Below are 24,874 nucleotides of genomic sequence, written 5' to 3'. Positions count from 1 at the left end.
ACGCCACCATGACTCCTGCCGCCAAGCCTGTCCTGCACACCAGCGCCGTCCTGCTTGCCGCGCTGATCCTCGCCGGCTGCGCGGGCAACCCCTCGCGCGGCGTGTCAGAGCCGGCACCGGGCCCGGTGGAAGCGGTGCCGGCGCAGGCGTCCGTGGCCGTGGATGGCACGCCGGTTGCCCTGGCCGTCGATAACGGCCTCGCGCCGCTGCCGGACGGGGACGTCGGCGTGGGCGGTGGCGACGCGGGCGCCGCTGCACCGGGCATCGCCGCACTTGCGGTCGACCAGCGCACCGACGCCGAGCTCGACTACGACGCCATCTGGGGCGCCGCGCCCTACGACCCGGTGGCCGACGCGACCCTGCCGGAGCCCGCCAAGTCGCCGCGCGCGCTGGACCCCTGGGAGCCGTGGAACCGCAAGGTGCACAGCTTCAACAACGTGGTCGACCGCGCGATCGCAACGCCGCTGGCGCGCGCCTACGTGAAAGTGGTGCCGCGGCCGATGCGGCTGGGCGTGTCCAACTTCTTCAACAACCTCGGCCAGCCGTCGAGCGCGGTGAACGCGCTGCTGCAGGGCCGGCCCAAGCAGTCCGGGCAGTCGCTGGGCCGCTTCCTGGTGAACGCCACCATCGGCGTCGGCGGCCTGTTCGACCCGGCCACGCGCATGGGCATCCCCAACCGCAGCGAGGACTTCGGCCAGACGCTGGGCGTGTGGGGCTGGAAGAGCTCGCGCTTCCTGGAGCTGCCGCTGTTCGGGCCGCGCACGGTGCGCGACGCGTTCGGGCTGGTCGGCGACGGCCCGCTGTCGCCGGTGCGCCAGGTGGAAGAGGACAGCGTGCGCGTGTTCCTGCAGGGCCTGCAGCTGGTCGACGTGCGTACCCAGCTGTTCGCGGTCGACCGCCTGCGCGAAGGTGCCGCCGACGAGTACGCGCTGGTGCGCGACGCGTGGATGCAGCGCCGCGACTACCAGATCCACGGCGACCGCATCCGCGAAGGCGATGACAACGAGGACGGCCTGCCGGACTACCTGTTCGAGGACGACGACGCCACGGTGCCGGTGGACGTGATGCCGATCGTGCCGGGTACGCCTTCGCCGTAATCCACGCGCCGCGTCAACCGCGGCGCATCTTTCACGCCATCACCCCGGCGAGTCATCGCCCAGCAGCGGCGTCGCTTCGACCTCGACTCCCGGCAGGGTCTCAACGCCGCGCAGCTGGCGTTCGATGGCACGCGTGCGCACGCCGGCCTGCTTGATGCTGTTCTGCACGGTGTCTATCTGCGTGGTGGCTTTTTCCAGCACGCCGGCGAACTTGCCGAACTCGCCCTTCACCGCCGCCAGCAGCTGCCAGACCTCGCTGGAGCGCTTCTCGATGGCCAGCGTGCGGAAGCCCATCTGCAGGCTGTTGAGCAGCGCCAGCAGCGTGGTCGGCCCGACCAGGGTCACGCGGAAGTCGCGCTGCAAGGCCTCGAACAGCCCCGGCCGGCGCAGCACCTCGGCGTACAGGCCTTCGGTGGGCAGGAACATCAGCCCGAAATCGGTGGTGTGCGGCGGCGCCAGGTACTTGTCGCGGATGCGCTTGGCCTCCAGCCGCACCTGGCGCTCCAGCGCGTTGCCGGAGGCGATGACCGCCTCGGCATCGGCGCGGTCCTGGGCGTCGAGCAGGCGCTCGTAATCCTCGCGCGGGAACTTGGCGTCGATCGGCAGGCGGATCGGCTGGTCGGGCTGCGAACCCGGCAGGCGCACCGCGAATTCGACGCGCTCGCCGGTGCCCGGCACGGTGATGCAGTTGGTCTCGTACTGCTCGATGGTGAGCACCTGCTCGAGCAGCGCGCCCAGCTGCACCTCGCCGAAAATCCCGCGCGTCTTGACGTTGGTGAGCACGCGCTTCAGGTCGCCGACGCCGGTGGCCAGCTGCTGCATCTCGCCCAGTCCGCGCTGCACCTGCTCCAGGCGCTCGGAGACGATCTTGAACGACGCATCCAGGCGCGTGTTGAGCGTGGACTGCAGCTTTTCGTCGACGGTGGCGCGCATCTGCTCGAGCTTTTCGGCGTTGTCGGCCTGCAGCGATTTGAGCTGCGATTCCAGCGTGGCGCGCAGCTCGCCGATGCGCTGCTCGTTGCGCTGGGTGAGTTCGGCCAGGCGCTGGCCGAGCGACTCGCCCAGCCGCTGCTGGGTGTCGGCGCCTTCGCTGCGCGCCTTGCGGGCGTCCTCGCCCAGCGCCTCGCGCAGCACGTCGAGGCGCTGGTCGGTGCGGGTGCTGAACTCGGTCAGGCGCGCGGCAAAGCCGTCGATGCGCTGGCCCTGCGCGGTGGACAGGCTGTCTAGCTGCTGGCGCAGCTCGGTGCGGCCGCCGCGCTGCTCTTCGCGCAGGGCGTCCTCAAGCTTCAGGCTGAGCGATGCCAGCACCGCCTCGGGGCGACGCAGCAGCAGCACCACCAGCAGCACGATCGCGACGGCCACGGCCGCCAGTACCAGCATCAACAAGGTCTCTACATTCATGCGTCCAGTGTAGCCGGGGCGGTCGCAGCGGCTGCGACCGCGGGCATTTGCCGGGAGGTGGTGCGATGCAACTGCATGTCCGACGCGTCTACGAGGCCGCGGCTGCGCGCGGCGAGGGTCATCGGGTGCTGGTCGACCGGCTGTGGCCGCGTGGCAAGTCCAGGGCGGACCTGGACGGCGTGCCCTGGGTGAAGTCGGTGGCGCCCAGCGACGCGCTGCGCGCCTGGTTCGGCCACGAACCGGCGAAGTGGGCGGAGTTCAAGCGCCGCTACTTCGCCGAGCTGGATGCCAATCCCGATGCGGTGGCGGAGCTGCGCAAGGCGCTCGGCCACGGTGCCAACGCCACCCTGCTCTATGCCGCCCACGACGAGGCGCACAACAACGCGGTGGCGCTGGCCGAATACCTCAGTCCAGCACGCGGCAGAACACCGCCTTGAGGTAGCGCGATTCCTGCGCGTGGGCCATGAACGGGTGGTCCGGGCCGGCACCGGAGACCTTCAGCACCTGCACGGTGCGGTTGGAGAAGTACGCCGCGCGCCGCAGCATGTCGAGGAACTGCTCCTCGCTCACCAGCCCCGTGCACGAGAACGTCGCCAGCAGGCCGCCCGGCTTGACCACGCCGAGCGCGAGCTTGTTCATGTCGAGGTATTTCTTGAGCGCGGGGATCACCTGCTCGCGGTCGCGGGTCATCTTGGCCGGGTCCAGGATCACCACGTCGTACTGGTCGCCGGCGTTGGCGGCATCGCGCAGCCACGGGAAGATGTCGGCCTGCACGAAACGCGGGCGCACGTTGTTGAGCCGCGCGTTGCCCTTGGCGAGCTCGATCACGTCGGCGTCGATGTCCACGCCGGTGACGTCCGCCGCGCCGCGCACCGCCGAATACACCGCGAAGCCGCCGGTGTTGCAGCACAGGTCCAGCACGCGCTTGCCGGCCACCTGGCGGCTCAGCCACTCGCGGTTGTCGCGCTGGTCGGCGAAGAAGCCGGTCTTGTGCGCGCCAGCGGGATCGGCGCGGAAGCGGATGCCGTGCTCGGTGATCAGCGCCGGCTCGGTGGTGCTGGTGCCGTGGAAGTCGAAGCTCTCCTGCTTCTGCACGTGCTCGTCGGCGGACACGTGGAAGCGGCAGCCCGGGAACTGCGCGCGCAGCGCGTCCATGATCCATTCGCGATGGCGGAACATGCCGGCGCTGAACAGCTCGATGACCAGCAGGTCGGCGTAGCGGTCCACCACCAGGCCGCTGAGGCCGTCGCCCTCGCTGTGCACCACCCGCCAGGCGTCACCCACCTCGTCCAGGCGCAGCACCTCGCGGCGCAGCGCCACGGCGGCGGCGATCTTGCGCGCGAACCAGGCGGCATCGATCGTGACGTCGGGATCGATCTCGAGGATGCGCACCGCGATCCGCGAATGGCCGTTGTAGAAGCCGCGGCCGATCCACTCGCCGTCGACGTTGAGCACGTCGACGATGGCGCCGGGCTTGGGGCGCGGATTGGGCTTTTCGACCAGCTTCTGGAAGATCCACGGATGGCTGGACCGCCAGGCGTTGCGCAGGCGGACCACGGGCAGGGCGTCATTCATGCCGCAATTCTACCGGCTCGGGCCGTGCCGCTGCGGGCCACGGCGCCGCGGCGGGGCGCCCGCAGCCCTTGCGTTGCCCGCAGGTGGCGCCATTGATGCTCCATGTACCTGCCCGACACCGAGCCGCCCGCCGACCCCGCCGCCCAGCGCCGCGCCGACTGGCGCCGCTTCAGCCGCGCCGCCTGGTGCAGCGTGGCCGCGGTGGTGGTGCTGGTGCTGATGGACCTGGTGCAGGGCATGCTGGCCACGCGCGCCTTCGCGGTGTCGCCCGGCAGCGTGGCGGGCCTGATGGGCCTGCTGACCGCGCCGCTGCTGCACGGCTCGCTCGAGCACCTGGTGGCCAACAGCCTGTCGATCCTGTTCCTCGGCACGCTGGCCGGCGGCGTGTATCCGCGCGCCACCCTGCGCGGGCTGCCGTTGATGTGGCTGGGGTCCGGCGTGGGCGCGTGGCTGCTGGGCGAGCCCGGCTCGTTCCATATCGGCGCCAGCGGCGTGACCCACGGCCTGATGTTCCTGGTGTTCGTGCTCGGCGTGCTGCGCCGCGACCGCGCGGCGATCGCCGCCACCATGATCGGCTTCCTGTTCTACGGCGGCATGTTGCTGACCGTGCTGCCGCGCGAACCCGGCGTGTCCTGGCAGTCGCACCTGGGCGGCGCGGTCGGCGGCGCGCTGGCGGCGTGGCTGTTCCGGCGGCTGGACCCGATGGCGCCGCGCAAGCGCTACAGCTGGGAAATCGAGGAGGAGCTCGCCGCGGAGGCCGAGCGCGCGGAGCGCGAGCAGTTCGAGCTGCCGACCCCGCATGACGTGCCGGTGCTGTGGCACCGCGACAGCCGCGATGACGACGACGCACGCGGCAAGGTGCTGGAGTTCCCGCGCCGCGAGCGTTGAGGCGGTCGGCCGCGGCTAGAATCGGCCGATGCGCACGACTATCCAGGTATGCCTGCTGCTCGCGGCACTGTTCGCGGGCCGCGCCATGGGGAACGACACGATGACCGCGATCGACGGCCACATGCAGCGCTACGCCGGCGACGGCCCGGGCGCTGCGCTGCTGGTGGTGCGCGACGGCGAGGCGCTGGTGCGCCGCGGCTACGGCCTGGGCGACCTGGAGGCCCGCACAGCGGTGACGCCCGCCACGCGCTTCCGCCTGGCCTCGGTGTCGAAGCAGTTCACCGCCACCGCGGTCCTTCTGCTCGTCGACGACGGCGTGCTGCGGCTTGAAGACCCGGTGCGCCGTTGGCTGCCTTCGCTGCCGATGTACGCGGACGGCGTGACCCTGCACCACCTGCTTGCGCACACCGGCGGCCTGCCCGATTACGAAGACCTGATGGCGGCGGACTTCAGCGGCCAGGTGCACGATGCCGACGTGGTGTGCCTGCTGGCCAGTGGCCTGCCCTGTGATGCGGCCGCCGGCACGCCATCGGCCGCGGCGATCGCCCCGTACTTCGCGCCCGGCAGCGCCTACCGCTACAGCAACACCGGCTACGCGCTGCTGGCGCGCGTGGTGGAAATGGCGTCCGACGGCCGCTACGCGGACTTCCTGCAGGCGCGCATCTTCGCGCCGCTGGGCATGGACGGCGCGGTGGCGTTCGAGGACGGCGTGTCGCAGGTCGCGCACCGCGCCTACGGCCACAGCGCGGCCGCGGACGGCTGGCAGCGCACCGACCAGAGCACCACCAGCGCGGTGCTCGGCGACGGCGGCATCTACGCCTCCATCGACGACCTCACCAGGTGGGCCGCGGCGCTCGACGATGGCCGCCTGCTGTCACCGGCCTCACGCGCGCGCATGGTGGCGGCGCAGACCAGCACGCCCACCGGCGAGGCGGATGTCGACGCATTTGGCTACGGCTGGCGACTGCACGGCGACCTGATGTGGCACTCGGGCGAGACCATCGGCTTCCGCAACGTGATCCTGCACTGGCCGCGGCAACGGCTGACGGTGGTGCTGCTCAGCAACCGCAACGATCCGGAGCCCTATGCCACGGCGCGGGCGATTGCCGCGCTGTTCCTGGCGCCGTGACCGCAGCGGGTGCCGCACGCTAGGCTGGCGGCCTTCGCATTGTCGGACGCCCCCATGCCGTTCACCGCACGCCGCCTCGCGCCGGCCCTGCTCGCCGTCGCATTGACCGTCGCACTGCCCGCCTGCTCGCGTGACACCGCGCCCGCCACGTCGGGCCAGATTCCCGCCGCCAGCGCTCCGCGCTCCACGGACCCGGCCGCCAACCGCATCGAGGACGACGTGCGCGCGCTCGCCGACGACCGCATGCAGGGCCGCGAGACCGGCACGCCGGGCTTCGACCTGGCCGCCGACCACGTCGCGGCGCGCTTCGCGGCGATCGGCCTCGTACCGGGCGGCGACGACGGCACCTGGTTCCAGCGCGTGCCGCTGCTGCGCGGCACCATCGCCGCCGAGGGCGCGCGCCTCGAGGTGCACCGCAATGGCGAAGTGATCGCGCTGGCGTTCCAGCACGAGTTCCTGCCGATGGCCAACTTCAACGCGCCGCTGGCCGAAGTGGACGCGCCGGCGGTGTTCGTCGGCCAGGCCGTGCACGCGCCCGAACTCGGCCACGACGATCTCGCCGGCCTCGACCTGCGCGGCAAGGTGGCGATGATGTTCGGCGGTGCGCCGGCAGGTTTCGACGACACCCGCCGCGCCTTCCACGGCTCGCTGCACGAGAAGCTGCGCGGCATTGCCGAGCGTGGCGCCGTGGGCGTGGTGCTGGTGGGCACCGCCGACGACGAAGTGCGCCTGCCCTGGGCACGCAGTGCTGCCGGCTGGGAAAAGCCCGCGCTGCGCCTGCGCGACGACGACGGCCGCGGCATCGACACCTGGCCGGGCCTCAAGGTGGTGGCGCGCGTCAGCGCCGCCGCCGCCGATGCCCTGTTCGCCGGCCACGACCGCAGCGCGGCGCAGCTGCTCGCCGACGCGCGTGCCGGCAGCCTGCGCGGCTTCGACCTGCCCGGCACGCTGTCGCTGGCCGTGCGCACGCGCGTGGAGCCGCTGCAGTCGCGCAACGTCGTGGGCCTGCTGCGCGGCGCGGACCCGGTGCTGGCCGGCGAGTACGTGGTGCACACCGCGCACCTCGACCACATCGGCATTGGTGCCGAGGTCGACGGCGACACGATCCACAACGGCGCCATCGACAACGCGCTCGGCGTAGCGGTGATGCTGGAGGCCGCGCGCGAACTGCACGCCGGCGAATCCGCGCCGCGCCGCTCGCAGCTGTTCGTCGCCCTGACCGGCGAGGAGCAGGGCCTGCTCGGCTCGCAGTGGTTCGCGCAGCGCCCCACCGTGCCGCGCGCGGGCCTGGTGGCCAACATCAACATCGACATGCCGGTGCTGACCGCACCGAGTCGCGACGTGGTGTCCATCGGCGTTGAGCACTCGTCTCTCAAGGCGGTGGTGGACGCGGCCGCCGCGGAGATCGGGGTCACCGTGTCGCCCGACCCGTTCCCCGAGGAAGCGGTGTTCGTGCGCAGCGACCAGTTCTCGTTCGTGCGCGCCGGCATCCCGGCGGTGTACCTGGACGGCGGCGTGGAGCCGGTGGATACCACGCGCGACCCGCGGGTCTCGTCCACCTGGTTCATGCGCAACTGCTACCACCGCCCCTGCGACGACGCCACGCTGCCGATCCACTACGACGATGCCGCGCGCCTCGCACGCGTTTCGGCACGCATCGCCTGGCAGATCGGCGCCGACGACGCGCGGCCGCGCTGGAACGACGGCGACTTCTTCGGTGGGCGGTTCGGCGGCACCACGCCGCAGCTTGCGGCGCCCGGTGCGCCGGCGAGGTAAGGCTGCGCCTATTCCGGGGCGATCTCGCGGTGTATCCCGTTGACCGCCATGAGCGCCGCGGACGAGTAGAGCCGGTGGTATTCGGCGACCATCTCGCCCTGCGCGATCACCGGGTCCGTCGCCACCAGCAGCTGTGCTTCCTCGACCGTCTCGACGGCAAGGATGAACATGCCGCGCCAGTCGGTCTTGTCGGTGAACGGGCCGGCGACCGCCAGTTTGTCCTCCGCCGCCAGGCGCTCCATGTTGGCGAAGTGCCCCTTGAACATCGCGGCGCGCTCGGGACCATCGGCAACCCGATCAGGGCCTGACTTCAGGATCACCAGGACGTAGTTGCGCATGCCGCGCTCGTCGGCGCCGAGCTTCGCGGCCAGCGCAGCGTCCATCGGCTTGGCATCGGCAACTTGTGCCTGGCTCGATCCGCAGGCGAAGCAAAGCAGGATCAGCAGGGATGCGGCGTACCTGGTCATGGCCTATTCCGTAAGAAAGGGTTGAACGCGCAGCCGGTCAGCCCGGTACAGGGCTGGCCGGACGCCAGCCCAGCAGTCGCGCCGGCAGGAACAGGATCGCCTGCAGCAGCGCGAACAGCGCGGAGAAGGTGATGTCCACCAGGCGGAACGGCAGCAACAGCAGCCACACGACCGGCCACAGCACCAGGGCCAGCAGCGCCAGCGGCCAGCACAGGACAAACAGCAGGCACCAGCCCAGCAGCACGATGAACGACTTCATTTGATCGACCCTCCCGGTGTCACGCTCCACGCCCTTCCGGCAGGCGGGATACGACTACCTTCCTCGACGGAACCGGTGGCCTGCATGTGACATCACGCAGGACCGCCGGATTCAGCCCCAGAGGCCAAATACCAGCCCGAACAGCAGGAACTGCACGGCGTGATAGCCGCCGTCGATCAGCCACAGTTTGAACGTGCGCTGCGCGAACTGGTAGTTGATGCCGTAGCTCGCCGCCACCAGGCCCACGCCCACCAGCGCGCCCAGCTTGAGCGCGGCCTCCAGCCCGGGCGACGGCCCCACCAGCACCGCGAAGGCCGCTGCCGCGACAAGCGAGAACGCGAAGCTGACGCCAAACACCTTTGCCGGGTGCCCCGCAGTCGTTGGACTCCCGTTCTCGATGTTCCACGCCTTGCCGAACAGCACCGGCGAATACCACAGCCCACCAACAAGGAAACTCGACACCGCGGCGAGCAATACCAGCCAAATGTTCATGCGATCTCCGATTCATCCCCCAGGACCGCGAGTGTACGCAGCCGCAGGCGGCAGGCACATGCCATTCCCCGGCACGCATAACCAACAGCCAGCGGCCTGCCTAGAACATGCCCAGTGCATTCGGCGAGTCCTTCGGGATCTCCTGCCCGACATCCCACATCTCGACGATCTTCGAATCCTCGAACCTGACAATGTGCACGACCGCATATTCCTGCTCCGCCTGGGCGCGCTGCAGGTGTGAAAGCACTGCCACGCGATCACCGGACGCAAGCACCTGCTTGATGGTGAATGCCTTGTTCGGCTCGGAACTGGAGCTCTCCTCCATTGCGACGAGCAGCGACTCGCGGTCGCCGGGGAAGTACGCGTTGTGGTGCGTGAACCCGGCCGCGACATGCCGCGCGTACGCCTCGCGGACCCTGCCCGACGCCGCCATGGCCAGGAATTCGCTGGCGATCTCCGCGTTGTTCGGGGTGCTCATCGGCAGTCAGGCCCGTGCTGTACGAAGCAGCCGGGCCAGTCCCGGGCGAACCAGGAAGTGGGCAACGACGGATATCGCGGCACCGATCGATGCGGCAATCGTCGGCAGTACCGAGCCAAGCACGAAGGACATTCCCGAGACGAAGCCGAAGATGTACTCGGCCCGGTACGTGGGCAGGACAAGCCCTGCCGCCAATGCGGCAAGGAAGATGCCGGAGGCAGCCGACGCATGCCCCGTGATGAACGACGCGGAGAGCGCTGCACCGACCAGCAGGGCACCCGCAAATGCCGCCATCGACCTGGCCGCCGCGCGGCTGTCCAGCGCCGCCCGACGGCTGGCGCTACGCGATGCGAGCCAGCCGAGGATGGGAAGGACCAGCAGGCCCCACCAGTTCGACACCGACGGCAGATCAGCGCGCGCCAACAGGTGGTGGCTGCGTACGCCACCGTGCGTGTGCTCCCAGCCAAGGTGGACGGCAACGATCAGTAACGCCATCACAGGACCGTACGGGAGGAGCCGGGTGATGGTCGACTTCGACATTGGTTGTTCCTTGGTGGCAGGCGGGATCAGGCTCGTCATTGCCGCTCCTCGAGCAGCCCGACCAGATTGCCATCGGGATCGCGGATAAACCCGATCCATAGGTCATGGTCGGGCATCTTCGCGGCAAACTGGGGAGCCCGCTCATCGGTGGCGCCGCAGGCGACAAACCTGGCATGCGCGGCATCCACATCCGGCACCTTGAAATAGAGCGTGGAATTGGCTCCAACGGCGCCCGCGCCCTGTGGCGTGGACAGCATGACGCGAACGCCACCGGCGTCCACGAAAGCCAGATCCGGGCCGGCACGGAACAAGAAGGCGAGGCCGAGTATGTCGCGGTAGAAACCAAGCGCGACATCGACATCGCTCACGGTCACGGCGACCTGACGGATACCGGAAACCATCGGTTCTGCGCTCATCATCTCCACCTTGCAGGACGACCGAATCAACAAGCGGGTCTGGCCTGGATCAGCTGTCAGGCGCGCACAACGACGGTGCTGCCGGCAACTTGAATGCCGGACCGGAAAGCGTATTCTCGACGCTCCATCCGGAAAGGATTGCCGATGAAGACCCGACTGCTTCTTATCATGCTCCTGGCCGCCTCGTCCGCCGTCGCTGGCGAGAAAGCCGCCTCAGCCGACACGCCTACTGCAGCACCAGGTGACAGCAACGGAGTCGTTTGCGAGACGAAGACCGAGCTCGGAAGCAAGTTTCCTACGCGGGTGTGTACAACCGAAGCCGAGCGCGCTGCCGCCAAGGAGAAGGCCCAAGCCCAACTGCAGAAGCTTGGCGACTGCAGCGGCAACGACAGCATCTGCGCCGGGGAACTGTAGCCTTACTGCGGCGTGAAGCCGAAGCAAGCCGGCGCCGCTCCGCGGCGCCGGCTTGAATGGATTGTTGGGAACGTACGGCCGGTTCACGGATCTGGCGTGCCTGTGTCTTCATTGCCATGGTCCAGATCAGCCCGGGCCGCTGCTGCAAGAGCACGGTACCTGGACCGGAACGCATCCAGCTTCTTGTCTTCGATGTCCTCCAGGTCAAGAAGCGCATTGTGCGCACCCTGCGTTGCACGAATCAGCTCATCCAGTTTTATCTGGACAGCTTCAGTGTCACGGTTCTGTGTGTTCTGGATGAGGAAGACCATCAAGAACGTAATGATCGTGGTGCTGGTATTGATCACCAATTGCCAGGTGTCACTGAACCCGAACAGCGGGCCAGTCACGAGCCACAGAGCGATCAGGCCGACAGCAACGGTGAAGACGCGGGGCCGTCCGCAGAAACGCGCGGATGCCTTGGCGAAACGAGAATACCAAGATGCATCTTGCATGTTGCGATTCTCCTTCTGAGCGCCTGGGGCCTGAAGTGGTCAGTGCCGCAAGGCAGCGTCGGTTTGATGAACTGTCGGCCGGCAGCAGATCGCCTAGAGCTGCCCATACCGTCGTTTCCGCCTCTCCGTGAAGTGCCACCATGGTTGAGGTGGCTCGCCACCCAGAAAAGACGTGACGGACATGAAGACGTCCAGGACGCACGGATCCTGCCGAACTCCCGTTGCGATGCACAGTGACTGATACAACTCGAGTGGGTCCGCGCCGACCAGTTGGCTCGGCGCGTCAAAGCCAAGCACCTCGAAATCCTTCGCCGCGGCCGGCCCGATGTTCGGCAGGTCGGTGAAACGCTGCACCTTTTCTCTCACGACCTTGGTTGGATTCATGGCAGCTGGCGCCTGGGTTGAGCCGTCGTGCGAAGTGGTGTCGGCGGCAAAGCACGGCGACTACCTTCAGCAGATCTGTCATAGGCGGCTAATTGCTAGGCCTCACCCCGCGCCTCTAGCAGCTCAAGTGTCCGCAGATCACGCTCCCCAGCGAAGAAGCATTCAAGCGCCATAGCAAAGACTTGCTCAGATGGATCAGCGAGCGAGAACAGGGTAAGACACGACTGAAACTTCAGCGCATCGAGGTCACCAAGGACTCCGTCCGCCCCCAGCGACTGATGATCCACCATGGCCCGCGTTGCTTCTCGGAGCCGCTGCCCCAGGATTGGCTCTGCAAGGTAGGCGCGAGCCTCGGCCAAGCCGGCCAAGCCATAGAGTTCAGAGTTTCGGCTTTTCCCCAGCCCCCTAAGCTGGGGAAAGACAAACCAGATCCAATGCGACCGCTTCCTGCCCGATTGCAGCTCCTGCAGCGCCGTAACGTAGAAATGCTCTTGGGCGGCGCTGAAGCGATCAAGGCGGAACTCATCGGACTTCACGAGAACTCCAGTGAGGAATAACACCTGAATCAAGTCGCGCCGCGAAGCGGCGTCAACTTGAATGAACTGTAAGACCTTGCGCCCGTTAGCCGCACCACTGCTCCTCACACGGGATGCCATCTCGATCCCCGTCCATCTTGGTGTTGGGACAATGTGCGATAAAGTACTTGGCCTCCGCGCACGAGGTCATTTGGCCGCAGCTCGTCCGACCGTCGCACTTCTTGGCGCCAACTCCTGGCGCGCGGAGTTGGTCCTCGCGCGGCTTGATCCAGGAGCGGTCTTCCGCAAGCGACGTCTGCACGGCAGCCTTTGTGGCCACTACTTCCTGAGGCGCAGGCTCCGCCGCCTTGGTCGTGTACTTGTCGTACGCGAACAATGCGACGCCGCCGACCGCAACGATCCAAAGCAAATCTATCACTTTCACTGGAAACCTCAGCGCAAGGTCTAACGCCTGAATTAAGCCGCGACGCGAGGCGGTGTCGGCTTGAACGAATTGTTAGGCCGCACCTGCACCATTCCTGCGCCGCTCTCAGGACTGCGGGTCGTACCCGAAGACTCGCAATTCCTGGTCACAGCGACAGGCCTTAGCGATGCGCGCGGCCCACAAGACAGCCTCGTCTCGCGAGGGCAGTTCCAGCACGGTGAAGCCGCCATTGAGCGCAGGCGACCAAGGATAGCCACCCTGAGCAACGGCGCCTGAGGCCGACACAAGCATTGGTGAAACGCTCTCGTCGATGCCGCCGCCAAAGACATAAACACCTGCGGCTTTCGCCTCTTCAATTACGGCATGCGAGTCCCGAACTACAGCCTCCCACTCGTCGTCAGGCATGACCATCGCGGCACTGGTAAAAGAGATCAGGTACTTGGACATTAGTGCTGATTCCGCTGAGCTGAGGGTCGCCGTGATGCGCGCGTGCGGCCTAACGCCTGAGTTAAGCCAGCCCGCCCGGGCGAGCACGGTTGATGCCGGGACCGCGAAGCGGGCTCGGCTTGACTAATTGTTAGGCGGCCAGATGGTTGTGATTATCACGGTGCAGTCCTTCGGATGGCGGCGCTGTAGTGCAAGTGCCCTTCACGGTCGTGCACAACAACTCGATATTGAGCACAGGGCATTGAACCAAGAAAAGGCACATCAACAACAAATTCTCGCCGGCCCCCTGATCGAACGCCTTCTTGGTATGGATTGGTGAGAACTAATGTCTGACACCTTCGTGAAACGTCATTGGCGCAGGGCGCGATTCCCTCTGCCAGGAGCGAAGGTGCGTCCGTTGAAGCGACTTGAAGAACTATGAACGCGATGATCGGAGTCATGGCCGCCTAACGCCTGAGTTAAGCCGACCTGCGTAGCGTAGCCGACAACATGGCAAGCTTTACCTGCCATGTTGTTGGTGTAGCGAAGCAGGTTCGGCTTGAACGAATTGTTAGGCGCCAATCAGTGCAGTGAGATGGAATGCGACATTTGCAAAGCTGTGCGCCAAGATTGGGAAGAGCAAGCTGCCACTATTGAACCGCAACCAACCGCCGGCAATGCTGCCGATGAACGGGAACAAGGCAGACATTGGGTCAAATGAGAACGCAGCGTCCGAATAGCTCAGCCCGTGCCAGATGCCAAAGGCAACCGCGGTGATGAATACCACGGCCCAAGGTATGCCTTGCGACGGATCTTTGCCACGGATGAGGCCGAGCAAGAGGGCTGGAGCGATGCCGCGATATACCAGCTCTTCCACAATTCCGGGCATCGACGCTTGGAACGCAAACGTCTCTACCGACGGGACTGAAGGTTTGAAAAGCAGCCCGAGTGAGAGACCCCAGAGAATGAAAAGAAACAGAGCGATTAGAGATGCTCTGAGGTTTCTTTGCGACAAGGTAAGGCCAAGTGCCTCGGGCTTGATCCCCAGCCCGAGCACCACCACGACGGACAACAACAGGCTGTAGATCTTTCCAGACCAATTCCACTCTCCGCCGATAAAGCTAAATGCAGACGAGCCGGACGGCAACCCGGTGACTAGATCATCGAGTCCTAGGTAGGCTGCGAACAACAACCCAAAGGCAAAGGTCAAGCGCTTGTCGAAGTGCTTGAACGCAAGAAAGACCAGAAAGGCAGTTGCAGCAAAGCTCAGCGCAAAAATTACTGCTCCCATTTTTGACGTATCTCCGGTTGACGCCTAACACCTAAGTTAAGCCGCGCCGCAGCGAGGCGTGAAGCACATGGCAAGCTGTATCTGCCATGTGGTTTGCGCCCCGATGCGGTGTCGGCTTAAACGCATTGTTAGCGGGCATCTGCCCACTCTACCGAATAGAACCGCTCCAGAAAGTGCAGGTGCTGAGCAGTTGCGTCCCCGCGCCCCTCCACGGTGAAGAGTGCGGCCGAAGAAGATGGAGCGATCAGCATGTACTGCAAGTAGAACTTGGCTTTGCGGTGTGCGCCTGTCTGCGTGGCGGTGGAGTAGAGAATTGAGCCATCTGGCAGGATTTGCCGTTGGAGCGGCACAACAACCTTCCCATCGGTAGCGGCCAGCTCGGGAAGACGCGACTCGGCGATGCTTGAGAAGACCGCTGACGTGTCGCTCGGAGCATCAGCTCCTGCTTCTGGCTTGGCGTTCCAGACTGTAATTAGAACGTTGACACCATCCGGGCCAACCAACCGAATGGGGCTTTCGCGACCAACCTCCTTGTAGCCGCTCGGCCAGGCGATTCGCAGGCTGCCAAGGTCTAGCTCCGCACCTTGTGCGGCGTTTGCGAGCGTAGCGAGAAGGAGAACCGCAACTGCTAGGAATCTGTCCATGCCCGCTAACGCCTGAATTAAGCCGTGCCGCGAAGCGGCATCGGCTTGAATGAATTGTTAGGGCGCGCCATGAGGATACCCAATCTCTTGTGCTTGCCCATAGGTAAAGTCAATGTCAGCGTCCGGGTTGAGGGCCAGGATTAATGAGTCACTGAGAGGCTGATGAGCCAACAGCGCAGTCACTGCGCCAAGCGCTACCAGTACCTCATAATAGTCCTCAGCCCACTCTTTGTAGCCGGATGGCCCAGAGCCGAGAAGTGCAAGCATTTCATCGGCTCCGTCGTCGTCAGGGCCGCCGTCAACCTTGCTCCAGGAGTTGTCACCCGTTTTGCGCCAGTAGCAGAAGGTGGCGTGCTGCATTGAGAACGCCGGCTCATTGAGAAAGGACGAAAAATCCGCTGAAACTTGGGTCTGGATGTTCCGTGAGAGGAGGGAGGTATCTGCAAGTTCATGAGCGAAGCCCTTAATGGCTGCGCCAGCATGATCTAGGAGCAAGAACCAATCATCGCCAGATCCGTTACGCATTGATGCCATTTCCTCTCCCGGCCCCCACGCGCTATTGAAGCTGTAGTAGCGGTAATCCCACTCCGGACTAAGGATCGCATCAAGCATGGCGAGCGATTGCGCAACGCGACGCAGCTCTGGGATTGACGGCAGATTAAGCGAATCTTTCATAGCGCCCTAACGCCTGAATTAAGCCGCGCCGCGAAGCGGCGTCGGCTTGAACGAATTGTTAGGTGCCATTGCCGCTAGCCTCACATGTGCAGGCCCTTGCGCCGCCCGGCTGCGGCTCCAAAGACCACCGCAAACTTGTCGGAGAGTAGCGCAGGCATACGTTACCTGTTGGATAGTCGGCAAAGCTCAAGACGAATGCATGAACCATGTGACCGCCATGCTTGATTGACACGGGATATTTGTCCGAGCGAGACATTCTGAAGCCGATTTTCTCCGAAGCGGGAAGCGCTACGGGCTTCCAATTGCCGATGAAGAGCGTGAAGCCGGAATCGCCTGGCTTTGTCGAAGGCGGCGAGGCAACACAGAGCTCTGCACTTTCAGATGTATACGGCGTCGGGTTTGAGGCCCACGCGGACCCGCTAGCAGAGAGAATGGCTATGAGAGCGATGACTCTTGCCATGGCACCTAACGCCTGAATTAAGCCGACCCGCGAAGCGGGTTCGGCTTGAATGAATTGTTAGAGCCTATGCCGCACATCGTCAGCTCTTGAGCCGGATGACGAGCTCATTTACATGCGTGAGCCATTGCTCTGCGCCTTGATCGTCCCACAGTTCGTACAGCTCCGAACCTGACGGATTACGCACACGATCAATGGCCGACAGCGCGAGAGGAACCAGAGATCGCAGCTCTTGAGGGGGCTGCCGGGAGATCCAAGTTGCTAGTTCAGCTGGAAGCTTGTCGTTGGGCTTCCCCAATGAAGCGGCAACGACCTCCGCCGCTACCAGCGCCTTCTCAGCGTCTGGCGCTCCCAGATAAGCCTGACCAGCGGCGAACGTGAGTGCCTCGCGAATGCTCTCGACCGTGCCTGCTTCCGCCCAGTCCGCTGCAAAGTCGAGCGCATGGTCGCTATCAAACTGGCCGTACCCCCAAGTGCCAGCGGCAACTGGATATGCGGTCGTGAGGCTCAATAACAGCGCAACGAATAGGGCAATGTATCTCATGGGCTCTAACGCCTGAATTAAGCCGCGCCGCGATGCGGCGTCGGCTTGAATGAATTGTTATGCGCTACTGGCGCCAATTATGGTCTCTCGGGCTGTTGACGACGAAATCCGGGTTGCCAAAAGAGACGCTTGTATCAAGCGTAACTTCGATTGTGATCGGCTGCGGCGAGATCTCGATCTCAGGCTCCTCTCTGTAGGAATGGGCCGAAGAAACGCCCGACATTCCCGTTTCCGGAAGATAGACGCGAACCGGCTGCCCGAGCGCGCTTGCGCCAATCAAGGTGTCGCCCCATGGGTTGCTAGTTTCTGGCTCTAGGTAATACTTGACCCCGCTGCTTGGAGATGTGATCCAAGAAGCGGCGCCATACACGTCCTCTTGATCTGGCGGGGCGCTTAGCCAACCCGTCATATTCGCCAGATCGTAGGCAGGAAGGCCGCCCGGCAACACTACAGCCACCGCACCGCTACTTTGAGGATGCAACTCAACTAGGAAGATGCCAGGACGCGCCTCCATGACAAGCGCGTCGTAGTCGCTAATAGCCGCCTTCACGTCCGCCGCGCTCCCGTTCTCCACCAAGATCCAGCCTTTTGCCGGCTTGAGCAATAGGTCTACCGACTCATCGGCAGCCTTGCAGCTTGTGATCGAGGCGATCATGAGAACGGCGAACAAGAGTTGGGCGTACGTGGACATTTGGATGCGCATAACGCCTGAATTAAGCCGCGCCGCGAAGCGGCGTCGGCTTGAATGAATTGTTGGACGCCAACTCTAGCCGAAGCCGAGCCACGTGCCACCAAGCCCGCGCAGACCCGAAGCCGGTGCCACGACTACGCCCGCCGCGTGGCGTCGCCCTGGCCGAAGCCGGGAAAGGCCGGCCTCGCGGCCACGAACCCACACCGTGAACTAGCCGATGCGATTGCTTGGGCGGAGCGCAGCGTAGCTAGTGAGTGCACAGCGCACGAAGCCGAAGATGCCTGGCTAGACACCGACACCGCGAGCGAGATGTCCCGGCGAAGCTCTCACACGCAGCCGCATTGTCGCGCTCGAGCGCTCTGGTGCTCAGGCGAAGGCGCCAGCGGAAAGGTCACCGAGGTCTACAAACTTAAGCTCTGAGCGGCCAACGCCTGAATTAAGCCGCGCCGCGAAGCGGCGTCGGCTTGAATGAATTGTTAGCGCCCATCTCGCGAGTCTGGCACCTGCCCGCATGGAATGGACGCACGGGCAAGAAATGACGCCAGCGCAGGCGTCGATTTAGAGCAGTGCGCTGATAAGCCAACAATCGCCACGCGGGGAGTGAGGTTGACGGAGAACTCCTTCGGTAGGAGTTGCTCGGCTGCCACAGCGTCATACCGCAGATTGGTGTGCGCTAGCACTCTAGCGTATGCCTGCTCGATAAGACCGGGAGCTCCGTACTGATCGTCGAGTCGGGGGCCACAGTACGTCTCGAGTTGCTGAATCTGCGTCTGATAGACCGCATTTCCAATCTCCTCGGCCTGCCTTCCCCAGCTGCCATGGGCACGGTCTCGTGCGACAGACTCCGCTCGCAGAATCGCCTGCTGTGGCATAAGTTCTTCCGGCACGTCACGCAGGTAAATCTGCTGCAGCCCAGCGAACGTCGTTTTCTGTTGCACCTCGAAGCGCGCAGGCCAAGAAGGTGGCACACAAACATCCAAAGTCACGCCAGGGTCTCCGGAGGAGGAAAGCATTGCTGCAAGCATGTATGAAATGATCATGGGCGCTAACGCCTGAATTAAGCCGCGCCGCGAAGCGGTGTCGGCTTGAATGAATTGTTAGGCCTATGACACCCACAGCGTCAGGCGCGCCATTACGCACGCACCACGCATCAGGACGTAGCCCCCGGATATCGGATGGCCATCATGGCCTCGTGGCCCATCATACGATCGCACCACATCGCCAGGCTGAGCGGCGTCTCTCAACGCGAGCCAATCATTATGTGCGCGGGAGAAAGCTACTTGCGGCTGAGCCGGGTTGCGTGCCGCGAAGCTGACGCCTATCTCTTCAAGCGCTCCCACACTAGGCGAGGGGCCGAAAACCCGGATGCCCTTCCCCGCGGCCTCGCATCCATGGTCGGCAGCCACGGGCTGACTAGCGACTGCGAAGGCTGCTGCCAAGGTTGCGACGATGTATCTCATGGGCCTAACACGTGAATTAAGCCGCGCCGCGAAGCGGTGTCGGCTTGAATGAATTGTTAGGCCCCAACTCACCCAGCAACCAAGCGGCGAGCCGTCGCGGACCCCGGCGATTGTCATTGGATGTATTGGACGCCTCAGTACACGCCGAAAGAAACAGCTGTCCGGCAGAGCCAATGACAGGAAGGCCAATCTGCTCCCTAAGCGTCACGCTCTCATAGGCCAGCGAGTAAAGCATCTCGCTCCGTTCGTTGATCTGGTTTGGCCGAATGTAGTCAGGATGGAACGACGAGTTGAAGAAAAGCATGTCGCCGTGCTGCGCAGTGTGCGGTAGCGCGGCAGAGAGCAGCGCAAGCAACTCACTTTCAGCTGCAGTGAGTCGAGCCGCTAGCTTGTCCTGGCGAGATGCTTTCATTGGGGCCTAACGCCTAAGTTAAGCCGAACCGCGTAGTGGAGCAAAACACATGGCAAGCTGTACCTGCCATGTGCTTTGCGGAACGAAGCGGTTTCGGCTTGAACGCATTGTTAGGCCTCATCTGCGCAGTGCCCGGATACTGTTGACCGAGACAATGGCACCAGAAGGCCAGCCACCGAAGTGCCCTGTGTCATCTGGCCGATAGACCCCCGATACCTCTGCGAAAGAGCAGTGCTGCCAGCCATCTGGGATGTTCTTGCGTTGGATATCTACCCAGAGGGCACGCGCTGTATCACCCGCCTCACAGTCCTGTTGAGACTCATGGATGGACTGACCCTCAAACTCTAGTGAGACATAGCCGCGGAGCACGATGATGCTGCCGCTGGGAACGTCGCCGTTGAGTACCTTGGTCATCGGGAATAGCGCCGTACAGCCAGAGAACAGCAAGCAGAGAAGAGCTGACGTTGCGGCAATCTTGTTCATGAGGCCTAACGCCTGAATTAAGCCGCGCCGCGAAGCGGCGTCGGCTTGAATGATTTGTTAGCCGGCCCTTGGTATCGCTCGGCGCACGACAGCAAACAAAGAGGACGTGAGCTTAACAATCGCAGCAATCTCGTCTTCCGACATTTTTCCTTGATCTACGCAGCAGTCCCATCTTGGATATGTGACTCGTGAATCTTCTTCGCTCAACGGAGATATAGAAGCTGCCAATTCTTTAAGGAAATCTAGTTGACCCCAAGGAAGAGCCTCTGGCTTTGGATCGGAGTGCCAAGACACTAATGGGTCCAGGTCAGCCAGATAGCAGAACTGCGGATCGATCGTAATGCCGTGCGTGGCAGCAAACTTAGCGGCTTCTGGGCGACTCACGAATGTCAGAAGCCTTTCAGGCGAAGCCAATACGCGTCCTAGATCTTCCCGCTTAAGAACGTATCGCTCAACTCCATCGAGCTTGAATGGGATCAGAAGGATTCGCCTGCCTGGCATGCCGGCTAACGCCTGAATTAAGCCGCGACGCGAAGCGGCGTCGGCTTGAATGAATTGTTAGCCCGCACGCCTGGCAACGCGCTGACCTGCATTGACTGTGTCTGAAAGCTTACGCAATTCAGTGAGCGGAAATGACATCAAGGATTCGCCGATGCCCTTTCTATGCGAGTAGCGATCATAGATTGCCTGACCGGGGCCGTTGTAAATCTCCTCGTAAGTACCGTCTGGGTGCAGCTTGAAGCCCAAGTACAGCTCCGGTGTGCTCTTGAAGGTTAACGAGTCTTTGAAGGTGGCTTTGACTTGGACTAGTCGGCCGTCGGGTGTCATTCCGTCGTGCTTGGCTTGGGATACATCATGAACCTCCATGTCGTACTCAAGTGCCGCAATAACCTCGCCTATGTCACCAACAAGACGGCCATCGATGGTAAAAACACGATTTGGAAATGCATCTTTTAAGTGATCAATCCCCTGAAAGATGAGTTCTAGCGCTTCGGTGATGGCGCGACGCTGTGGCATAGATCAATCCCCTGAGAAAGTGAGCTGGAGTGCTTCGGTGCTGGCGCAACACTACGGTATAGAGGGCTAACACCAGAATTAAGCCGCGCCGCGAAGCGGCGTCGGCTTGAATGACTTGTTAGGCGGCGCCGCCAGCAGACTTGCCACCGAATGACCAACCGTCATTCTTGCCGCCGAGAGGAGCGGCATGCTCTGCGAGCCACTGCTCAGCGCCAGCAATCTCTTCGTGAGTGGTAGGTATGTAGATATCAGCAAGCGTCTCGTGGGTGAATCCAGGCTTATCGGTGTATTCGTTCACCTGAACCCAGTACCCCTGTCTCAAAAGATGCAACCCAAACTTTAAGGCAGATGTCTCGTCCGGGAACAGTAGCGCGAACCGCACCTCGTGCTCCCGTGACAAGTCCTTGCCATGCTGATGAGCCAGCCAAAGCGCGTCGCCTGTGTCATCGTTCGGAAATTTCGCCGCGTCCCTGACCATGAACCTTCTCCTGCGGTGATAATTCTTCAGCCGCCTAACACCTGAATTAAGCCGCGCCGCGAAGCGGCGTCGGCTTGAATGAATTGTTAGCGCCCGCCCCGGACAAATAAACGGGCGAATCCAAGGCAGCAGAGTACTGCGACGCTGACAAGAACGGCCAAAAAGTCATGTCGCCTGCCGCTGAAAGGCGATGGAAGTAGATGCGTCCGGCCAAGCCGAGCGTAAGTAGGTTGCCAAGAGTGAGCAGAGCTGACATTGGACGAGAGAGGGTTGGCCATGGATAGGGCAAGCCGGACTTGAGAAATAGAACGCAGCGAGTTGCAACATCTCTCTGAGCAGGCGCCAGACTGTCAGAGCCAGTCAAGCGGTGCTCGCGGAGATCGCAGTAGAGCAGCCACAAGAACTGGCCGTAGATCTCACGGATTGCAGGATCGTCTGACTTTGGAATTGCATCATCAAACTGATAATTGGTGATGCGCGCACCTACCAGCCAGCGCGTGGACTGAGCTAACAATGTTCGAGCTTGCTGATCAATTGCCATAGGGCGCTAACGTCTGAGTTAAGCCGACCTGCGTAGTGCAGGCAACGGCGTGGCAAGCTTTTTCTGCCACGCCGTTGCCGGAACGAAGCGGGTTCGGCTTGAACGAATTGTTAGACCTCTAGCGTCGAACATACGAGGCCGACTCTGGGCTGACAAGGACACGATACTCCTGCGGGCGCCAAGCTTTGCGGGCTGCGAGATCAATGTTTGTCTCTGGCAGCGTAGTGCGCACGATAAAGCTTGCCATGCGGGTATTACCCGAAGTGACTGGACTGGACCAACCCTTGAACTCCCAACCTTTCTGCGTGGGAAGTTGATATAGAACCGGAGTCTCCTCAAGATCTCCGTGCGAGGCAGTCATGAACAGCCTCACGTCAGGACAAGAGGCGACCGTGCCACCGCACTCACCAACAGAAGTTGGTGCTGCATAGATGCGAACAATGTACGGCTGATCTGAAGCTGGAGGCGTTGTTGCCAGTTCGTCGAGTAATCCGAGAACAGTAGCGAGCTCCGGCTTGTCCACGGGCGCCAAATCATGCGCGATAACGCCGGTGGGGAAAAGAAGGGCAAATATCGCGATTAGTTTCATTAGAGGTCTAACACTTGAATTAAGCCGCGCCACGAAGTGGCGTCGGCTTGAATGAATGGTTAGGGGTCACCCTCATTACCCGTAAGCGATTAGCAGGTAGAGGATGGCCGCCATGAGCGCAACAGGAAGTAGAAGATACACGGAGTAGCCGACAACTCGACTCCTGGGCAGCCAGTACTGAAAGGGCGTCCACGGCTTGAGCCGAACAATTACAGGCCAGACCGCGAAGAAGTATGCCAAGACGACGCATAGCGCCAGAGGTACTGCCTGCCATTTCTGCAGATCGATGGGCAGACTTCCCAGCAAGAAGATGGAGCCCACCAGCGACCCGACCACAGCGAACGCCGCAAGAAGCCTCGAAGTCGCAGTGATCCGTAGCTCTTCGCCGCAAGACGGACAGATGATTCGAGCAGGACTGGACTCCCCGGCGAAGGGATGTACAGAGAGCAGCGCGCGGTACGCGAATTCCGACCTCTCGCAACGTGGACACGATGGTCTCATGTGACGCCTAACACCTGAATTAAGCCGTGCCGCGAAGCGGCATCGGCTTGAATGAATTGTTAGGCCCCGCCACGAAGGCGCCATTTGAGCCCAGCCGCGACAAGAAACCCAAAATGTATTGCGCCGGCCGCAAGAGACATGGAACCAAGGAAGCCAGCGATGCAAGCCAATAATGCCAAAGGGGTCAGTTGCAGTGCGTACGCAGCAACGATTAGGGCTGCCACCACAATAGTTCCGCCTGTGCCCGCCAACCCGCGTGACATTGCATCGGGCCGGACTGTGAAATGCGCCGCTCGCTTGCGAGAGATTCCGTAGAAACCTGCTCGCTCTAAGGCTGTGTGCCAATGTGCGACTGTGATGCCTAATGTAGTTGCCGCGCCTGCGCAAGCGGCGATCAGAGTATGCCCAGTGGCGTGCTGAGTAGCCGCCAGTACTAACGCCACAACACCAAATATGACTCCAATGAGAAGAAATGCGATACCGGCAGTTTTCTGAGAAGCATCCATAGGGGCCTAACACCTCCAGTAGCGCCTAACGCCTGAATTAAGCCGCGACGCGAAGCGGCGTCGGCTTGAATGAATTGTTGGACGCCAACTCTAGCCGAAGCCGACTCGCTTGCCACCAAGCCCGCAGTCACCCGAAGCCGGTGCCACAAGCAGGCCCGCCGCGTGGCGTCGCCCTGGCCGAAGCCGGGAAAGGCCGGCCTCGCGGCCACGAACCCACACCGTGAACTCTCTAATGCGACTGCTTGGGCGGAGCGCAGCGTAGCTAGTGAGAGCGCAGCGCACGAAGCCGAAGATGCCTAGCTAGACACCGACACCGCGAGCGAGATGTCCCGACGAAGCTCTCACACGCACCCGCATTGTCTCGCTCGAGCGCTCTGGTGCTCAGACGAAGCCGCCAGCGGAAAGGTCACCGCGGCCTACACACTGAAGCTCTGAGCGGCCAACGCCTGAATTAAGCCGCGACGCGAAGCGGCGTCGGCTTGAATGAACTGTTGGACGCCAACTCTAGCCGAAGCCGAGGTGCCTGCGACCAGCCCGCGCCGACGCGAGGCCGGTGCCACGACTACGCCCGCCGCGTGGCGTCGCCCTGGCCGAAGCTGGGAAAGTCCGGCCTCGCGGCCACGAACCGACACCGTTAACTATCTAATGCGACTGCTTGGGCGGAGCGCAGCGTAGCTGGTGAGAGCGCAGCGCACGAAGCCGAAGATGCCTGGCTAGACACCGACACCGCGAGCGAGATGTCCCGGCGAAGCTCTCACACGCACCCGCATTGTCTCGCTCGAGCGCTCTGGTACTCAGACGAAGCCGCCAGCGGAAAGGTCACCGCGGCCTACACACTGAAGCTCTGAGCGGCCAACGCCTGAATTAAGCCGCGCCGCGAAGCGGTGTCGGCTTGAATGAATTGTTAGACGCCGTCGATCCTGCATCGCTTGTGCAATGCAGGTAGATCGGGGCTGAGCCGTTGCCGGCAACGTACTTACATGATTGCCCTTTACCCAAGTCTTCTAGGAACGGCTGAGTAGTCTTCCCGTCAGCCGAGATCTCATGACGTATCACGTAGTTGTGTCCGGCCTCCACAGTCACCGTCAGGTCAAAATTGGTATAGGGAGTCGCTTGAATGGTGGGCATATCTACCCGCACAAACGAGTAGACGGAAACCGTGTACATGCCCGGTGGCACCGTCACAGCGTAAGGGCGTGAACGAATCGATTTCCCGTCAACTTTTGTGATCACAGATGAACGCTTCGGTGCATTCTCTGTCCAGATAACTGGCCAATTGGTATCAGCGATGGTTGCTGACTCATACAACTTCACAGGTGCGACCACCGAGCATGACGTAACAAGAAGGCAGGCAACAGCGTATGCGGTGATTTGCGCTTTTCGGATCAC

At 63.0% G+C, this 24,874-nt stretch carries 29 protein-coding genes and 1 pseudogene; 6 read left to right on the top strand and 24 right to left on the bottom strand.

Annotation, left to right across the window (positions count from 1 at the left end; genetic code table 11):
* Nucleotides 1-8: 8 nt before the first annotated feature.
* Entirely contained in the window at nt 9-1,097 is a 1,089-nt protein-coding gene (locus JGR64_RS00415) for a VacJ family lipoprotein (RefSeq protein ID WP_199374445.1), read from the top strand.
* A gap of 39 nt (nt 1,098-1,136) precedes the next feature.
* Here the strand turns inward: JGR64_RS00415 and rmuC are convergent, their stop codons facing one another.
* Nucleotides 1,137-2,498 carry a DNA recombination protein RmuC gene (rmuC, locus tag JGR64_RS00410; protein WP_199374443.1) on the bottom strand — a complete coding sequence of 454 codons (1,362 nt, stop codon included), beginning with the start codon at nt 2,496-2,498 and terminating at the stop codon, nt 1,137-1,139.
* A 65-nt stretch (nt 2,499-2,563) separates the two neighbouring features.
* Here rmuC and JGR64_RS00405 point away from each other — a divergent pair, with 65 nt between their 5' ends.
* Nucleotides 2,564-2,935: a DUF488 family protein gene (locus JGR64_RS00405; RefSeq protein ID WP_199374441.1), complete on the top strand. Its 372-nt coding sequence runs from the start codon at nt 2,564-2,566 to the stop codon at nt 2,933-2,935.
* Here the strand turns inward: JGR64_RS00405 and JGR64_RS00400 are convergent.
* A complete protein-coding gene (locus JGR64_RS00400; RefSeq protein ID WP_199374439.1) occupies nt 2,904-4,073 on the bottom strand; it encodes a class I SAM-dependent rRNA methyltransferase in 1,170 nt (389 codons plus the stop codon). The two genes, JGR64_RS00405 and JGR64_RS00400, sit on opposite strands and share 32 nt — an antisense overlap.
* 102 nt (nt 4,074-4,175) lie before the next feature.
* On the opposite strand from JGR64_RS00400, the gene JGR64_RS00395 reads away from it, so the two are divergent.
* From JGR64_RS00395 to JGR64_RS00385, 3 genes are all read left to right on the top strand, one after another.
* Nucleotides 4,176-4,961, top strand: a complete 786-nt coding sequence (locus tag JGR64_RS00395; protein WP_199374437.1) for a rhomboid family intramembrane serine protease — start codon at nt 4,176-4,178, stop codon at nt 4,959-4,961.
* A gap of 85 nt (nt 4,962-5,046) precedes the next feature.
* Nucleotides 5,047-6,090 carry a serine hydrolase domain-containing protein gene (locus JGR64_RS00390; RefSeq protein WP_233348311.1) on the top strand — a complete coding sequence of 348 codons (1,044 nt, stop codon included), beginning with the start codon at nt 5,047-5,049 and terminating at the stop codon, nt 6,088-6,090.
* A 54-nt stretch (nt 6,091-6,144) separates the two neighbouring features.
* Nucleotides 6,145-7,866 (top strand): M28 family peptidase, encoded by a 1,722-nt coding sequence (locus tag JGR64_RS00385; RefSeq protein ID WP_199374433.1) that lies wholly within the window; start codon nt 6,145-6,147, stop codon nt 7,864-7,866.
* Between the two features lie 8 nt (nt 7,867-7,874).
* Here the strand turns inward: JGR64_RS00385 and JGR64_RS00380 are convergent, their stop codons facing one another.
* The 6 genes from JGR64_RS00380 to JGR64_RS00355 all read right to left on the bottom strand — a co-directional run bounded on the left by JGR64_RS00380 (nt 7,875) and on the right by JGR64_RS00355 (nt 10,518).
* Nucleotides 7,875-8,333 carry a YciI family protein gene (locus JGR64_RS00380; protein ID WP_199374432.1) on the bottom strand — a complete coding sequence of 153 codons (459 nt, stop codon included), beginning with the start codon at nt 8,331-8,333 and terminating at the stop codon, nt 7,875-7,877.
* A gap of 37 nt (nt 8,334-8,370) precedes the next feature.
* Nucleotides 8,371-8,592 carry a hypothetical protein gene (locus JGR64_RS00375; protein WP_199374430.1) on the bottom strand — a complete coding sequence of 74 codons (222 nt, stop codon included), beginning with the start codon at nt 8,590-8,592 and terminating at the stop codon, nt 8,371-8,373.
* A gap of 111 nt (nt 8,593-8,703) precedes the next feature.
* Nucleotides 8,704-9,084: a DUF1761 domain-containing protein gene (locus tag JGR64_RS00370; protein ID WP_199374428.1), complete on the bottom strand. Its 381-nt coding sequence runs from the start codon at nt 9,082-9,084 to the stop codon at nt 8,704-8,706.
* Between the two features lie 100 nt (nt 9,085-9,184).
* Entirely contained in the window at nt 9,185-9,562 is a 378-nt protein-coding gene (locus JGR64_RS00365; RefSeq protein WP_199374426.1) for a nuclear transport factor 2 family protein, read from the bottom strand.
* A 6-nt stretch (nt 9,563-9,568) separates the two neighbouring features.
* Entirely contained in the window at nt 9,569-10,141 is a 573-nt protein-coding gene (locus JGR64_RS00360) for a hypothetical protein (RefSeq protein WP_199374424.1), read from the bottom strand.
* The gene (locus JGR64_RS00355) at nt 10,138-10,518 is read right to left on the bottom strand and encodes a VOC family protein (RefSeq protein WP_199374422.1); all 381 of its coding nucleotides are present in this window, start codon (nt 10,516-10,518) and stop codon (nt 10,138-10,140) included. Before JGR64_RS00355 ends, JGR64_RS00360 begins: the two co-directional genes overlap by 4 nt.
* 144 nt (nt 10,519-10,662) lie before the next feature.
* On the opposite strand from JGR64_RS00355, the gene JGR64_RS00350 reads away from it, so the two are divergent.
* Entirely contained in the window at nt 10,663-10,932 is a 270-nt protein-coding gene (locus JGR64_RS00350) for a hypothetical protein (protein WP_199374420.1), read from the top strand.
* A gap of 83 nt (nt 10,933-11,015) precedes the next feature.
* Here JGR64_RS00350 and JGR64_RS00345 read toward each other — a convergent pair whose 3' ends face one another.
* The 16 genes and pseudogenes from JGR64_RS00345 to JGR64_RS00270 all read right to left on the bottom strand — a co-directional run bounded on the left by JGR64_RS00345 (nt 11,016) and on the right by JGR64_RS00270 (nt 24,874).
* Nucleotides 11,016-11,426, bottom strand: coding sequence for a low affinity iron permease family protein (locus JGR64_RS00345; RefSeq protein WP_199374418.1), 411 nt, complete (start codon nt 11,424-11,426; stop codon nt 11,016-11,018).
* A gap of 93 nt (nt 11,427-11,519) precedes the next feature.
* A complete protein-coding gene (locus JGR64_RS00340; RefSeq protein ID WP_199374416.1) occupies nt 11,520-11,810 on the bottom strand; it encodes a helix-hairpin-helix domain-containing protein in 291 nt (96 codons plus the stop codon).
* Nucleotides 11,811-11,905: 95 nt separating this feature from the next.
* Nucleotides 11,906-12,346 (bottom strand): DUF1810 domain-containing protein, encoded by a 441-nt coding sequence (locus tag JGR64_RS00335; protein WP_199374414.1) that lies wholly within the window; start codon nt 12,344-12,346, stop codon nt 11,906-11,908.
* 85 nt (nt 12,347-12,431) lie between these two features.
* Nucleotides 12,432-12,566: pseudogene (locus JGR64_RS00330) on the bottom strand (excalibur calcium-binding domain-containing protein); the annotation flags it as partial.
* Nucleotides 12,567-12,875: 309 nt separating this feature from the next.
* A complete protein-coding gene (locus JGR64_RS00325) occupies nt 12,876-13,217 on the bottom strand; it encodes a transcription initiation protein (RefSeq protein ID WP_233348286.1) in 342 nt (113 codons plus the stop codon).
* 550 nt (nt 13,218-13,767) lie between these two features.
* Nucleotides 13,768-14,487: a CPBP family intramembrane glutamic endopeptidase gene (locus JGR64_RS00320; RefSeq protein WP_199374412.1), complete on the bottom strand. Its 720-nt coding sequence runs from the start codon at nt 14,485-14,487 to the stop codon at nt 13,768-13,770.
* Nucleotides 14,488-14,615: 128 nt separating this feature from the next.
* On the bottom strand, nt 14,616-15,131 hold the full coding sequence (locus JGR64_RS00315) for a hypothetical protein (RefSeq protein ID WP_199374409.1): 516 nt from the start codon (nt 15,129-15,131) through the stop codon (nt 14,616-14,618).
* Between the two features lie 57 nt (nt 15,132-15,188).
* Nucleotides 15,189-15,806 carry a hypothetical protein gene (locus JGR64_RS00310; RefSeq protein ID WP_199374407.1) on the bottom strand — a complete coding sequence of 206 codons (618 nt, stop codon included), beginning with the start codon at nt 15,804-15,806 and terminating at the stop codon, nt 15,189-15,191.
* A 539-nt stretch (nt 15,807-16,345) separates the two neighbouring features.
* Complete coding sequence (locus tag JGR64_RS00305) at nt 16,346-16,807, bottom strand: DUF4259 domain-containing protein (protein WP_199374405.1); 462 nt, start codon at nt 16,805-16,807, stop codon at nt 16,346-16,348.
* Nucleotides 16,808-16,871: 64 nt separating this feature from the next.
* Nucleotides 16,872-17,498: a hypothetical protein gene (locus JGR64_RS00300; RefSeq protein ID WP_199374403.1), complete on the bottom strand. Its 627-nt coding sequence runs from the start codon at nt 17,496-17,498 to the stop codon at nt 16,872-16,874.
* Between the two features lie 1,476 nt (nt 17,499-18,974).
* The gene (locus JGR64_RS00295; protein ID WP_234446970.1) at nt 18,975-19,262 is read right to left on the bottom strand and encodes a hypothetical protein; all 288 of its coding nucleotides are present in this window, start codon (nt 19,260-19,262) and stop codon (nt 18,975-18,977) included.
* 225 nt (nt 19,263-19,487) lie between these two features.
* A complete protein-coding gene (locus tag JGR64_RS00290; RefSeq protein ID WP_199374399.1) occupies nt 19,488-19,853 on the bottom strand; it encodes a hypothetical protein in 366 nt (121 codons plus the stop codon).
* A gap of 558 nt (nt 19,854-20,411) precedes the next feature.
* Nucleotides 20,412-20,870 (bottom strand): hypothetical protein, encoded by a 459-nt coding sequence (locus tag JGR64_RS00285; RefSeq protein WP_199374396.1) that lies wholly within the window; start codon nt 20,868-20,870, stop codon nt 20,412-20,414.
* 118 nt (nt 20,871-20,988) lie between these two features.
* Complete coding sequence (locus JGR64_RS00280) at nt 20,989-21,348, bottom strand: ribonuclease E inhibitor RraB (protein ID WP_199374394.1); 360 nt, start codon at nt 21,346-21,348, stop codon at nt 20,989-20,991.
* A gap of 46 nt (nt 21,349-21,394) precedes the next feature.
* Nucleotides 21,395-21,889 (bottom strand): hypothetical protein, encoded by a 495-nt coding sequence (locus tag JGR64_RS00275; RefSeq protein WP_200649748.1) that lies wholly within the window; start codon nt 21,887-21,889, stop codon nt 21,395-21,397.
* Between the two features lie 2,460 nt (nt 21,890-24,349).
* A complete protein-coding gene (locus JGR64_RS00270; RefSeq protein WP_199375777.1) occupies nt 24,350-24,874 on the bottom strand; it encodes a hypothetical protein in 525 nt (174 codons plus the stop codon).

Source organism: Luteimonas sp. MC1572 (genome assembly GCF_016615815.1).
Lineage (GTDB): Bacteria > Pseudomonadota > Gammaproteobacteria > Xanthomonadales > Xanthomonadaceae > Luteimonas.
Note: the sequence above shows the minus strand (reverse complement) of the source record. Positions and strands in the feature narration are given on the sequence as shown.